The following is a 12,475-nucleotide window of genomic DNA, read 5'->3' as shown; positions in this document are numbered from 1 at the left end:
AGCCCGTTGGCGTGTGCACTTTGCGCCGTAAAATGGCGCCACAGCCTGATCCCGCAAGACTCCTCCGAAAGGATCGCCATGAGCCAAGAAAACGTCACCCCTGCTGCGACCACCGCCGCCCGCACTTTGTTCCGTGCCGCGCTTGGCGGAGTTCTGGTAGCCCACGGATCGCAGAAACTATTCGGCTGGTTCGGCGGTGGCGGCATCGAGGAGACCAGCAAAGGCATGCATGCCATGGGGTTCCGGCCAGCGAAAACCAGTGCCATGCTCGCCGGACTAGGTGAAGCGGGTGCCGGCCTGGCCCTTGCCCTCGGCTTCGCGACGCCGGTAGCCGGAGCAGCCGCGGCCACCACCATGGGGGTCGCCGCCAGCGTGCATGCACCCAACGGCTTCTTCGCTATGGAGGGCGGCCTGGAATACCCCGCTGTCCTTGGCCTTGCAGCCACGTCCTTTGCGATTGGCGGACCGGGCCGGGTTTCCCTGGATGCCCTGACAGGCCATGTCCTGGACAGGCCGTGGATGCGGGCAGTTGCCGTCACAGCCATACCGGTGGCGATAGCCGTCCAGGTCTACCGACGCCGGAAGGCTCTGGCGGAGGACAATACCCCGACGTCCGAAGCGGCCCCGGCGGAAGAAGCATCCATCTGAGTCCGGCCAGCCCCTTCGCGGTTTAGAGCCCCTTTGGCCCTGCCAGACACTGTACCCACGTCAGCTGGACACAGCGCGAAGTCTCCTGAGGGACATCAGGACGGCCTTTCCGTCGCCAAAAACGGGAAGCAGGAAAACCAGGTGGCCGAGGTACCAAGCTGCCAAGGGGGAGCCGACCTGCCACAGAACTGCTCCGACGATACAGCAGGCGACCGGCCCGCTCAGACCGACTCCAATCGCCTGGAGCGGTGTGACACTGCCGCTGGGATGAACGGAAAACCGTGCCCAGGACGCCGTGACTTCCACCTTCTCGATGGTTGGGTACTTTGACAGCAGCACAAGGTGGGCCGCCTCATGCAGGAAGTACGAGCCCCCCAGGCCCACGACCGAGTGGATCACGAACACGCCAAAGAACCCGGCCAGGGCAGCATCATTGATGGACAGACCAAGAACGACGCCCAGGAGCGGAAAGAAAGCGGCAGCGCCTGCCCACCTTCCCACATGCAGGGCGAGGGTTTTGACAGGGTGTATCACCGGTCAGAGGCTGGGGCGCCGGGCGTTTGCCTGGGCGATGAGGGAGGCCCGGTAGCGGCGAAGCCTGGTCACCACGATGGTCAGGGCACACACGAAAACACTGCACACGAGCCAGAACGCGACCATGCTTTCCCACGAGCCAATTCCCAGGGACATGCCGATGCTGCCATCGGGGGAACTGGCGGAACTGAAAAATACCGCGCCAAAGAGCCCCTCTTTCCGCACGTCAACCTCCGGGGTGGTTGCCATCAGCAGAAGGATGGCGCCCACGGCAAAAATGAGTGTGAGGACCGCTCCGCCGAATAGTGAGTTCACGCCCAACAAAACCTTACGCATACCGCGCCTTTCGAATTGAAACCTGGATGCCCAAGTAGGAGTAGTAGAGGCCCGCCGCATGGAACGCGGTGAGGAGGACAACAATGACTGCAAGGGGCAATTCAACGACTCCGAAGACAACAACCAGCGTCGCAATGATGAGGAGGCACACGAGGTAGCTCACTATCGCGGAGAAGGGGTTGTCCCGGTCCTGGGGAAACAGGATGCCGAGGAGATTCAGCAGGATCACGCCGCTGATGCAGCCGCCCAGCGTCAGCAGAATCTGGATGATGCTTGTTCCGGTCATTAATGCCGCCGCCAGGACCGGCAATGACGCAACAACCAACCCGATAACTTGGGAAGCAAGCAGGAGGACCAGGGTCCGTCCTGCAGTCGCGGCGTTGCCGGGCAGCTGCCTGATCGTGCGGGTTGCCGAGAAGTGATACAGGGCCTGCGTGGTCAGGATCCCCACCGCGTAGCCGAGGTTGCCAGGAGCCTGTACCAGCAGCACGGACGCGAGGGCATACGTTGCCACTATCGCGAGCCAGGTATCCGCCCTCCTAGCCCATGCCGTCACGTACCACCCGAGCTCCCTGGCGGTCCAGGACGGGCGAAACCTGATCCTGAAAAACTTCCGGGCAGCGGTGTAGGTGTGCGGGACCGTCAACCACGCTACAAAAGCTGCCGCTGCGACGATAGCCGCGAATGCCGCGACAGCAGTTAAGTGGCCGTAGAGGCTGCCGATGGTAATGAACATGTCGGTTGCATGGTAGCCATCCCGCTGGTTGAGGAAATCATCCGACATGGCGGTGGCAAGCGGCTGGGCGACTGTAGAGAATGCTCCCAGTATCGCGGCGCAGACGACAAAGCTGACAAGAACCGCGATCCGGGGCAACTTCAAAGCATTAACGGTCCGCATCAGAAGATTATTGAAAATCAGGAGTGTCATAAAGGCGCTAACCGCGGGAAAAACGACGCCCTCGAGAATGAGGACCAGTCCCGGGAACCCGGCCAGGATCGCCACCGCCAGGGTGACAGGGATAAATACAACCCCAATGACACCGAGGATGATCAGTGCCTCGAAGACGGCCAAGGCCGCAGATCTTTGCTGGTTTGTCATCGGCAGTTGCCACGTGAACGTCATCATGTCCGACGACCGGCCGAAGAGGACACGGACAAAGAGGAAGGCGAGGACGGTCCAGTACACCGTCGAGATGCTCGCGATGCGGGCAAGGAACTCCAGGTTGCCGGCCTCAGCGAGGGCCGGCTTCAGGAACAGGTAAGCAAAAAGGGTGAGGGCAGCAAGCGAGAACACTGCCGCCGCCGCTATCCCCAGCCTGAAAAAGGGGTCCCGCAGTGGGCCCTGCGACAATACGCGCCTGCGCATGTAGGTCGACAGCAGCCTGACAAGCAGGACTGTGTTAGACGCTTTCATGCTCACTTCCAAACAGCATCTCATCCACACGCGATTTCAGCGTTGTGCCCTCAGTCCGCAGTTCCTGAATCGAAATTCGGTCAAGCACCAGGGCATTTTTCATGACGACAACCTCGTCTGCGATTTCCTCAAGCAGCGGGAAGTCATGCGTGCAAAGGAGGACAGCCCTGCCGCGGTCACGCATAGCCGCCAATTGGCGGGTGCAGTAGCGTTGCGCGTCCAGATCAATGCCGTTGAAAGTCTCGTCAATCACGGTGAGCGGCCGGTCCAGCAGGAATGCCGTCAGGAATTGGACCTTCTTCTTCATGCCGTGTGAGTAGTCCTCGATCAGGTGCTCCTCGCGCCCTGCCATGCCGAGAGCCTGGAACGCGGAGCTCACCTCGCCGGCGCCTACCGTGGATGTCCCGTACATGCGTTCCACTGCACGGTAGTACTCCAGCCCCGTGAGGAAGTCAGGAAGAAAATCTTCGCTAGGCAGGTATATCGCTGTTTTCTTTCCGGCCAGTTCATGGTGCCCATAACCGGACAGTCGAATTTTTCCCTGCTTGAGCTGATAATTATCAAAAATCAGGTTAATCAACGTGGACTTGCCCGAGCCGTTGGGCCCGACAAGGCCCACAATTTGCCCCTCTCCAACGGCGAGGTCTGTTTCGAACAGAACTATGGGGCCGTTCCCATATGAAAAGGAAACGTTGTTAACGTCGAGTACAGCCTTCATTAATTTTGCCTTAATACTTTTGGTTAAGGGAGCCTGCCCATCGACACAGGCAGGCTCCCCAGCACTCATTTAGCTACACGCACTGTACGTTGACGGACCACCCGTTGTTAAACGACCAGGCACCCGTGAATGTCTTGCGCTGGTAAATTACGCACCAAGCGGCCATGCCCAGCAGCATGGCACCGCCCAGGACGATCAACACACCAATCGCGACGATGAACCAGCCATCGAACCGAACAAGAGCTGCATCGAAGCGACGCTTAATGTCTGCTTCGATAACAGCGCCGCCAGGAATCATGAGCTGAAGTGCTGTTCCCATTTATTGTTCCCCTCATTGAGGAATCAGCGGAAGGTCATTCCCCCCTTTGACCGAATCCCCTGCATGAGAGTAACGAGGCGAAGGCGGTTAGTCAAACGAGTTTATGAACCCGAGCTTATGGTTGCGTAAACTCCCCCTCCTCATTGCTGCAGGAGAAGATAGCACCCTTATTACAAGAGTCGGCACGCCGAAATTGCATCGACGTATAATTTGCCGCGAGTGCCATGACGACGCTTGCGATGATAATTTGCGCGCACTTCACGGACCCAATTATTAGCTGCTGCCAAGTCAAATGTAAGCGAGGGGGAAGAATGCTGCGGTGAGGCTGCATTCTGCAAGTAGGGACCGGGGCTGGAGGGCGGCCGGCACAGTGTTCCACGCTGTACGCGTCCAAGCGCTTCAACCCGCGCACGGCCCGAGGGGAGGGTCTGTTGTGAACCGGTGGCGCCGGTGCAAGACTGGTGCAGGAGGCCGTCCGCAGGGTTCCGGATGGCCATCCAGCATTGTGGAGTACCAGCACCAGGTGGTCATAGGAGGAAAATCATGAACCTCGGCTCACACCCGGAAGTGCCGGAGGATGTACCGGAAGCTGATGCTCTTGAGCAGCGCACTCCTGTCCAGCCTGAAGGTTCGGATGACTTCGGCCTGGCGGATGGGCTGCCGGAGGACGCTTCCGAAGCGGACGTTCTCGAGCAGCACCTGGATGTGCGGGCCGGCGCTCCCGGCTATGCGGCCCTAGCGGGCGCCGCGGAAGGGAAAGCCGCGGAAGGTGACCTTGTTGAACAAGTCCTGGCGCCCCCGCCCGAGGACGAGGACGATTACCCTGAGGACCGCAACGAGACGTGGTAGCGGATTCCCGGCCGGCCCGTCAGCTGCCGGCCGGCACGCTCGGATGGGGTGACTTTGCTGGAGAGGTGTCCGCCTGGGGACGGCGGAGACCCGCGGCCTTGTAAATTTCGGGCTCGTCGAGCGTTTCCTTCTCGAGGAGCCGTTGGGCGAGGGCATCGAGGCGCCACCGGTTCTCTTGCAGGAGTTCCATTGCCCGCTGATGGCACTGGTCGACCAACGCCCGCACTTCGTCAGCCACAACGTCCAGCATTCCTTCCGACACACCTGCTGCCCGGGGATCGCCCTCTTCGGGGAGGACCTGCACCGGTCCAATGCGCTTTGACATGCCCCAGCGGCCCACCATCATCCGTGCCAGGTGGGTGCTGGTCTGCAGGTCGCTTTCAGCGCCGGTAGTGACCACACCGAAAACAAGGTCTTCCGCCGCCATACCTCCCAACGCGCCGACGATCCTCCCCTTGAGGTAGTTTTCGTCGTACCCGTAGCGGTCCGTGTCCGGGGTTGAGAGAGTGACGCCGAGTGCACGGCCGCGGGGGATGATGGAAATCTTCCGGACCGGATCAGCGCCGGGTTCGAGCATTCCCAACAGTGCGTGTCCGGACTCGTGGTAGGCGGTGCGCCGGCGTTCTTCGGCCGGCATGACGACGTTCCGGACGGTCCCCAGCTGGACTTTTTCCAGCGCGTCGAGCAGGTCACGCTGCGTCACTGCGGGGCGGGAACGCTTGACGGCCAGCAAGGCCGCCTCGTTGACCAGGTTGGCGAGCTCGGCGCCCGTCATTCCGGGCGTGGCACGGCTGATGGCGTCAAGGTCAACGTCAGCGGCGAGCCTGACGTTTCCGGCGTGGACCCTCAAGATTTGCGCCCGCCCCGCCTGGTCCGGGGCGTGCACTGTGATGGACCGGTCAAAGCGGCCGGGGCGGAGAAGGGCAGGGTCCAGGACGTCGGGCCGGTTTGTTGCTGCCAGGACCACAATCCCTTCCGACGACGAGAATCCGTCCATCTCCGTCAGGATCTGGTTCAATGTCTGTTCCCGCTCATCGTGCCCGCCAACTGCCAGCGTGCCGCCCCGCTTGCGGCCTATGGCATCGATTTCGTCGATGAAGATGATTGAAGGGGCAGCATTGCGGGCGGCCTGGAACAGTTCCCTGACACGGCTTGCGCCCACACCCACAACCATCTCCACGAACTCGGAGGAGCTGGCATGGAAAAAGGGGACTCCGGCTTCACCTGCGGTTGCCCTGGCCAACAGGGTTTTGCCGGTACCCGGAGGGCCGCTGAGAAGGACGCCTTTGGGAGGTTTTGCGCCGATGTCCTGATACCTCTTGGGGTCCTTGAGGAAGTCCACTACCTCCGAAATTTCGGCTTCGACCTCGTCAATGCCGGCCACGTCCTTGAACGTGACCCGGATTTTTCCCGGCTCTACCGGCTGGAACTTTTTCCCTGCCCCTGCTCCGAAACCGCCCATACCCAGCAATCCTGACTGCTTTTTGAACAGCCAAAGGTAGAAAAGGACCAGCAGCGCTATGGGAGCAATTGAAATCAACAGGTTGGTCAGGATGCCCCGTTCCTCCACCAGCGGGGTGGCGCGGACCGTGACGTTGTTCTGTTCCAGTTCGGTTAGGAGGGCGTCGTCCGCGAAGAGGGGGCGCTCTGTTGTGAACTGGCTGTAGTTCCCGCCGTCGTTGCCAGGGAGGGGCCTTTCGCTGCGCAGGCTGCCCTCGATGCTCTGGCCCCTGGCAAAGATTTCCTCGATATTGTTCTCCCGGACCTGCGCCTTGAATTCGGTGTAGGGAACGGACTGCGGCTGGTTCTGCTGGTCCTGAAGCGTCAGGGCAAAGAACACCGCCAGGTAGAGGGCAGCGATGAGCAGCGTCCGCCACCAGCGGCGTTTTCCTGGTTTTCCGTCCTGATCGGGCAGGCCCTCTGTCCGCCACGGAACCCGCGGCCAGGACTCGCGGGCGGGCGCGGACGCGTCCTGTCCCTGCTTGTTCTGAAGTGGGGCAGAGTCGTTCACGATGCACCTCTAGAACCTCATACTTACCGCTGTTCACGTTGTAGCGACCTGCCCGCTTCACGTCAACCCATCCAGCCGGTCCGGGCGGAATAGCGGCTCCTCCTAGAAGGTTATCCACGATAAGAGAATTTATTTCCACTAGGAGGTAGAGCGGTGAGGGCGGATGGTCCGGATGTGGCCGGCCGTCGTATTTCCGCGGCCGGTCGGCTGCATGGCGTTGCCGGTGCTGCGGGCGGACACCCGTGGCGGCGTTACGTGGCTTTGGGAGATTCGTTCACCGAGGGAGTAGGTGACCCGGTGCCGGGAAGCCCCGGCGTAATGCGGGGCTGGGCGGACCGGGTGGCCGAGGAGCTGGCCGCCGGGCAGGAGGACTTCGCGTATGCAAATCTCGCCGTCCGTGGCCTGCTGCTCGAACAGATTCTGAGCCGGCAGGTGGGGCCTGCGCTGGCGCTGGAACCGGACCTGGTCAGCCTGTCAGCCGGGGGTAATGACATGGTGTTCCACGGCAGCGACCCCGACAAGCTGGCGGGGAAACTCGAGACCGGCGTAGCAGTGCTTGCGCAGACAGGGGCCACCGTGGTGCTGTTCACCGGACCGGAGTGGGCATCGACTCCTGTACTGGGCCGCAACCGGGCCAAGGTAGCCATCTTCAATGAGGACGTGCGTGCCATCGCTTACCGCCATCATGCCGTCGTTGCTGACTTGTGGGCCATAAGGCAGTTGGCGGACCGGCGGATGTGGGATCCGGACCGGCTGCACCTCTCTCCGCTGGGGCACCACACTGTTGCAGCCATGGTGCTGGACACCCTCAATGTTGCACATTCTCTCCAGCCAATGGAACCAAAGGACCTCCCGGAGGGCAGTTGGCGGCAGGCCAGGACCGAAGACCTTCGCTGGGCCAAGGATTACCTGCTTCCATGGGCTTTGCGGCAGATCCGGCCGCATGCACGGGAAGAGGTAGCACGTCGGGCCAAGCGGCCGGAAGCCGTCCAGGTCCTTCCGGTAACAGGCGGGCTGGACCGCTCCCCGGCGGTGGCGGAGGGGTAACGGGCGTAGCAAACGCACCCTTGATGATCTGCACCTGCAGTGCTAGAAAATCTATATCGGTCAATACATATCGTGCGAGTGATGAAGTTGCGAGGCTTGAAGTCATTGGCAATAGGATCCCGGTCCTTGCCCGTCGGCTTAGGCCAGGGCCGGACGGTACAGAGAGGAGGTGGCCGTAATGGCCAACATTATGCGCTGGGGTGGCGCTGATATCACCGAACCCTTCCGCCGGTTCCTCGAAGGGGACATGACATCCTGGCTCCGGGTGGAGGAATACCGCGATGCGGGGTCCATGGTGGTCAAGGCCGAGGTTCCCGGTATCGATCCTGTAAAGGACGTGGACATCGAACTGGTGGGCAACGACCTGCGGATCAATGTGCGGCACGAGGAGAAGTCTGAGCACAAGGGCAAGGAGGGGTACCGCTCCGAGTTCCGTTACGGGACTTTCTCGCGCACGGTGAGCCTGCCGGGCCCTGTCAGCGAAGGCGACATCCGTGCCACCTACGACGACGGAATCCTGGAAGTCCGCATCCCACTGCCTGAAGAAACAGGCGGGACGTCCTCGCGGAAGATTCCGGTCAGCCGGACTGGTGCCACGGCAGGCGCGGGCGGATCAGCAGCAGGGCAGGCATAAGCCGCGCCTGCGGCGCCCGGACCGGACACGCCGCACGGGCAGGAACTCCTGGCCGCATTTCAGGAGGGAGCGGAGGCAGCCGCCCGCAAGCCGCCGCCAAGGCGGTTTTGTCCGGGCTGCCTCCCCCTGCCCGCGTCACGGGTCCTGGTGGTGAGTGTCAGCGGCAGATGCCACGGTATGGCCATCAATGCGGTCCTTTAGGAGCCAGGCGATAGCGTCCGACTCCTGCGTGAAGTACCGGCTGGGGGTGGCGGACCTGTAGTTGAAGGCAGTGATTACCCTGCCCACATCATCGACGCCCACAACAGCGGTGCGGATGGAGCACGTGTCATCGATGAGCAGTTGCTTGGCTTCCTGGCTGATCCACTCCAACGGTCCGATTTGCACCAGCAACGGCCGCCTGCCGTGGGGGGATGCCGCATTGACAGCGGCGATTGTCGAGCGGATGTCGTCGGCTTCGATCATGACCCCGGGCGTCCATTCCAGGCGCAGGAAGTCCCCGTCGTCACTCAAGGTGTAGCGAGGCGAGGGCACCTGCTGCTCCAAACCCATCACAATCTCCCCCCAACTACTGTGCGACGCTCGGCCGCAAGGCCATCCCGACAGCCTAATCGGCATAGGGGCCGAAGCGGAATGCCGCGCCTGCTCATTGCGTCGATTCTAGATGCATCACACGGTGGGGCTGGGTGCAGGACGAGGGGCACGGCCATCTGGTTAGGGGCAAGCGGCCACACCGGAACCATTGGCGAACGGTAAGGGACCATGCAAACTTGCGTTATGCGAAGCTTCGGGGTGGAAGAGGAGTTCCTGCTCGTTGACGCCGAAACCGGAAAACATGCCGCGGTGGGCGAAGAACTAATCGCTGCCACGTCCTTGAAGGATGCCGGCGGCAGGGCAACAGGGCCGCAGGGCAGCAGCCTGACAACCGAAGTGCAGCGTGAGCAGGTTGAAGCGGTTTCCGCTCCTTTCACCTGCCTGACCGATCTTGCGGCTGCGCTCAAGGAGGGCAGGGCAGAAGCTGACCGGCAGGCCGGGGCTTTCGGCGCCAGGATTGCCGCACTGGGTACTTCGCCCCTTCCTGCGTTGCCGCACCTGGTTCAAAAACCCCGCTACCGGGCCATGGAAGAGCGGTTCCAGTTGCCGCTCCGGGAACACCTGATGTGCGGTTTCCACGTGCACGTCGGGGTTAACTCCCCTGAGGAGGGCGTCGCGGTCCTTGACCGGATCCGGATCTGGCTTCCCATCCTCATAGCCCTGTCTGCCAACTCACCCTATTGGCAGGGTAAGGACACCGGTTATGCCAGCTTCCGCTACCAGATCTGGCGGCGCTGGCCAACGGCCGGGCCCACTGTGACATTCGGTTCGGCCCGCTCGTACCACGACCTGGTGGAGATGCTGCTTTCCTGCAACGTCCTCCTGGACCGCGGCCAGATTTACTTTGATGCCCGCCTCTCGGCCAACCATCCGACAGTCGAAATCCGGGTCCCGGACGTGTGCACCGATCCAGCCCATGCCGTAGCCATCGCAGGGATCGTCCGGGCCCTGGTGGAAACCGCCGCCAGGGACTGGGCTGACGGAAAACCGCACCCGGCAGTCCCCGCGGAAATGCTGCGCCTGGCCTCATGGCGTGCCAGCAGGTACGGCATTGGGGATGAGCTTATGCATCCCGAACTAAACCGGCCGCGCCCTGCAGCAGAATGCGTGCAGACTCTCCTGGCGCATACCGGGGATGCGTTGACGGAGGCCGGGGACAGGACATTCGTCGAGGACATCGTCGGGCAGATCCTGGACTGCGGCACCGGTGCCAGCCGGCAGCGGATCATCATGGACGGCGCCGGCAGCTTCCGCAAACTCATCCTTGACGCCGCAAAGCGCACCACCTCCTGAAGCTTCCGGCACTCCCAGGGCCTCGGCTGGCGTTGCCGGGCCCCGTCAGTTGTTTGACCGGGTGTAGGCGGCGGCGCGTACCACGTCCTCGTCCTCAAGCCCGGCTCCCAGTGCTCCGCCCACGGTGGCCAGGCTTGCGGTGAGCCAACTTAGCTTCACATAGTCCAGTGCGTTGACAGGATGACCTACGACGCCGGCCAGCACCTTCTCATCGACGAGCAGGAACGCGCCAAGCAGGGAAAGGATGAACAGGGCCAGGTAGAACACCAGGACGCCGATGGTTACGGTGGCGGCAGTGGCCAGATTGAACAGGGTGACCTGCTCCCGCTGTGCCCGCCGTCGGGGGCGTTCCCACAAACCGCCACCCAGGATCAGGGTGGCGCTCACCGCCACGACCGCCATCACCGCAAGCGATCCAAGGCGCAGTGGTCCGTAAGCCAGTGCAAGTAACCATAAATCCGAGGCGACCAGCGTCAGCACCCCGGTGGCTGCCGCCACCACCAGCGCCCGTGAGAGCCTGGCCACGAAGGCCCAGGGGCGGTTGGCCCGGATCATGCCCAGCAGCAGCCGGACGTTGCCGGTCAGCACCCGGGCCGTGAATTGCACCGCGTTGTCTTGCGGGCGGTCCTCCAGGTCGGTGGAAAGCTGCCGGGCATTCCGGGCCAGGTTCTGCTGTGCCTCGAGGTCGCCGCCGTCGTAGCCCAGCAGTTGCCCCACTACCTGCACCGTGGTGTCCTGCGTCTTTTGCCGCACGTGCCTGGCTCCGAGGGCGGGAACGGCCACCAGTCCTACAGAGTGCAGGGGGCTCAGCTGGGTGAGCACGGGCCGCCGGCCCTCCTTCAGCGGCAGATCCGTGAGGACCACTGCCAGGTCCCAGCCTTCTTCCAGGACCCGGCTGCGGGCGGCCTCCAGCAGGTCCAGGGTATCGGTGGGTGGTTCCACCAGCCTGTCCTCCACCAGCGTCAGCTCCCAGCGCACGCCCGGGTACTGCTGCATGAGGGCATCGCACAGCGAAGCGGTGACCTCAGAACCCAACACCGGTGTCAGGGATGGCGGGACCAGCAGGCCGATCTGCAGCCCGGTAGTGGGCTGCAGCCCGGCAGGTTCGGCAGCAGAAAGAGAACGCTCATCAGTCACCAACCCATGGTGAAGCAAGCGCTTGCCCCGCCGCCAGCTGGGTCCCGTTTAGGATGTGGCCGTGCCTGTAAACAGCTTCGATGAGCGCTTTGTAGGTCCCACTCTCACTGAGGACATTTGGGTGGATCACTATCTTCCCCACTGGACTGTTCCGGCCCGGTCCCGGGCCCGCTACGACTTCCCCGGTGATGGGATTCGGCTGCGAATTGATGCCGACCAGCCAGCATGGCGGACCGCTGACGGACCCATGCGGGTCAGCAACCTCCAAACCGGGACCTTTTCCGGGCCTGCGGGCTCGGTTCTTGGGACGCACCGCCACCGCACCGACGGCCTCCACGTGGTGACCCCGCAACCCACCCGCCGGTTGTGGACACCAAGTGCAGGCGAGGTCGAGGTGCGGGTCAGTGCCACCGCCGATCCCACGTGCATGGTGGGAATATGGCTGGTCGGCTTTGAGCAGTCAGGCCCCGACGATTCCGGAGAGCTGTGCATCGCGGAACTCTTCGGCGACAAAATCTCGCTTGGCGGCAGCACCGTCCGGGTGGGCATCAAGGCGCACCACGATCCGCGGTTAAGGAATGACGTCCGGGACGTCCCCTTGCCCATTGATGCCACACAGCGGCACAGCTACGGCGTCCGATGGTCGGAGGACGGGGCGGAGTTCTCCGTTGACGGACAGGTGATCATGACGACCACCCAGAGGCTCGACTACGAGCAGCAACTGATGATCGGCCTTTTCGAATTTCCCCGTACTGAACACCGTGACCGGCAGCAGTACCCGAAGGCAGCCCTGGTGCATTCCGCAGTGGGCAGAACCGCCTAGGCCAGAATGCTTGGCTCCGACTGCCGCCGAAAAGATATCGATGGCAGGTGCGCCTCCACGGACATTGAACGGGGGCTGCCCGGAAAGGTGCAAGGAAGTGAGGAAGCGCCGGAGGGGG

General features: G+C 62.6%; 14 protein-coding genes. 6 read left to right on the top strand and 8 right to left on the bottom strand.

The genetic code is table 11. The features are described from left to right. Window positions 1-78: 78 nt before the first annotated feature. Window positions 79-648: a DoxX family protein gene (locus tag ACLH0K_RS13880; RefSeq protein ID WP_411374139.1), complete on the top strand. Its 570-nt coding sequence runs from the start codon at window positions 79-81 to the stop codon at window positions 646-648. 60 nt (window positions 649-708) lie between these two features. Here the strand turns inward: ACLH0K_RS13880 and ACLH0K_RS13875 are convergent, their stop codons facing one another. The 5 genes from ACLH0K_RS13875 to ACLH0K_RS13855 all read right to left on the bottom strand — a co-directional run bounded on the left by ACLH0K_RS13875 (window position 709) and on the right by ACLH0K_RS13855 (window position 3,969). Further along, complete coding sequence (locus ACLH0K_RS13875) at window positions 709-1,182, bottom strand: hypothetical protein (protein WP_411374138.1); 474 nt, start codon at window positions 1,180-1,182, stop codon at window positions 709-711. A 3-nt stretch (window positions 1,183-1,185) separates the two neighbouring features. Continuing rightward, on the bottom strand, window positions 1,186-1,497 hold the full coding sequence (locus ACLH0K_RS13870) for a hypothetical protein (protein ID WP_411374137.1): 312 nt from the start codon (window positions 1,495-1,497) through the stop codon (window positions 1,186-1,188). A gap of 13 nt (window positions 1,498-1,510) precedes the next feature. Next, complete coding sequence (locus tag ACLH0K_RS13865) at window positions 1,511-2,932, bottom strand: hypothetical protein (RefSeq protein WP_411374136.1); 1,422 nt, start codon at window positions 2,930-2,932, stop codon at window positions 1,511-1,513. Beyond that, the gene (locus ACLH0K_RS13860; RefSeq protein ID WP_411374135.1) at window positions 2,919-3,650 is read right to left on the bottom strand and encodes an ATP-binding cassette domain-containing protein; all 732 of its coding nucleotides are present in this window, start codon (window positions 3,648-3,650) and stop codon (window positions 2,919-2,921) included. Before ACLH0K_RS13860 ends, ACLH0K_RS13865 begins: the two co-directional genes overlap by 14 nt. 73 nt (window positions 3,651-3,723) lie before the next feature. Continuing rightward, a complete protein-coding gene (locus ACLH0K_RS13855; RefSeq protein ID WP_411374134.1) occupies window positions 3,724-3,969 on the bottom strand; it encodes a hypothetical protein in 246 nt (81 codons plus the stop codon). A gap of 543 nt (window positions 3,970-4,512) precedes the next feature. Between ACLH0K_RS13855 and ACLH0K_RS13850 the strand changes: the two genes are divergently transcribed. Next, the gene (locus ACLH0K_RS13850) at window positions 4,513-4,818 is read left to right on the top strand and encodes a hypothetical protein (RefSeq protein WP_411374133.1); all 306 of its coding nucleotides are present in this window, start codon (window positions 4,513-4,515) and stop codon (window positions 4,816-4,818) included. Between the two features lie 19 nt (window positions 4,819-4,837). On the opposite strand, the gene ftsH is transcribed toward ACLH0K_RS13850, so the two are convergent. Continuing rightward, window positions 4,838-6,829, bottom strand: coding sequence for an ATP-dependent zinc metalloprotease FtsH (gene ftsH, locus ACLH0K_RS13845; protein ID WP_411374132.1), 1,992 nt, complete (start codon window positions 6,827-6,829; stop codon window positions 4,838-4,840). A gap of 153 nt (window positions 6,830-6,982) precedes the next feature. Between ftsH and ACLH0K_RS13840 the strand changes: the two genes are divergently transcribed. Both ACLH0K_RS13840 and ACLH0K_RS13835 read left to right on the top strand, forming a co-directional pair. Further along, complete coding sequence (locus tag ACLH0K_RS13840; RefSeq protein WP_411374131.1) at window positions 6,983-7,876, top strand: SGNH/GDSL hydrolase family protein; 894 nt, start codon at window positions 6,983-6,985, stop codon at window positions 7,874-7,876. 178 nt (window positions 7,877-8,054) lie between these two features. Continuing rightward, window positions 8,055-8,510, top strand: a complete 456-nt coding sequence (locus tag ACLH0K_RS13835) for an Hsp20/alpha crystallin family protein (protein ID WP_411374130.1) — start codon at window positions 8,055-8,057, stop codon at window positions 8,508-8,510. A 135-nt stretch (window positions 8,511-8,645) separates the two neighbouring features. Here the strand turns inward: ACLH0K_RS13835 and ACLH0K_RS13830 are convergent, their stop codons facing one another. Continuing rightward, window positions 8,646-9,062, bottom strand: coding sequence for a hypothetical protein (locus ACLH0K_RS13830; protein ID WP_411374129.1), 417 nt, complete (start codon window positions 9,060-9,062; stop codon window positions 8,646-8,648). 225 nt (window positions 9,063-9,287) lie between these two features. Between ACLH0K_RS13830 and ACLH0K_RS13825 the strand changes: the two genes are divergently transcribed. Further along, on the top strand, window positions 9,288-10,397 hold the full coding sequence (locus ACLH0K_RS13825; RefSeq protein WP_411374128.1) for a glutamate--cysteine ligase: 1,110 nt from the start codon (window positions 9,288-9,290) through the stop codon (window positions 10,395-10,397). 45 nt (window positions 10,398-10,442) lie between these two features. Here ACLH0K_RS13825 and ACLH0K_RS13820 read toward each other — a convergent pair whose 3' ends face one another. Next, a complete protein-coding gene (locus ACLH0K_RS13820; RefSeq protein ID WP_411374127.1) occupies window positions 10,443-11,534 on the bottom strand; it encodes a hypothetical protein in 1,092 nt (363 codons plus the stop codon). A 61-nt stretch (window positions 11,535-11,595) separates the two neighbouring features. On the opposite strand from ACLH0K_RS13820, the gene ACLH0K_RS13815 reads away from it, so the two are divergent. Then, window positions 11,596-12,357: a glycoside hydrolase family 16 protein gene (locus ACLH0K_RS13815; RefSeq protein WP_411374126.1), complete on the top strand. Its 762-nt coding sequence runs from the start codon at window positions 11,596-11,598 to the stop codon at window positions 12,355-12,357. Window positions 12,358-12,475 lie beyond the last annotated feature (118 nt).

The organism is Arthrobacter sp. MPF02, from assembly GCF_046605375.1.
Taxonomy (GTDB): domain Bacteria; phylum Actinomycetota; class Actinomycetes; order Actinomycetales; family Micrococcaceae; genus Arthrobacter.
The sequence above is the reverse complement of the archived record's forward strand: the minus strand, read 5'-3'. Positions and strand labels throughout refer to the sequence as shown.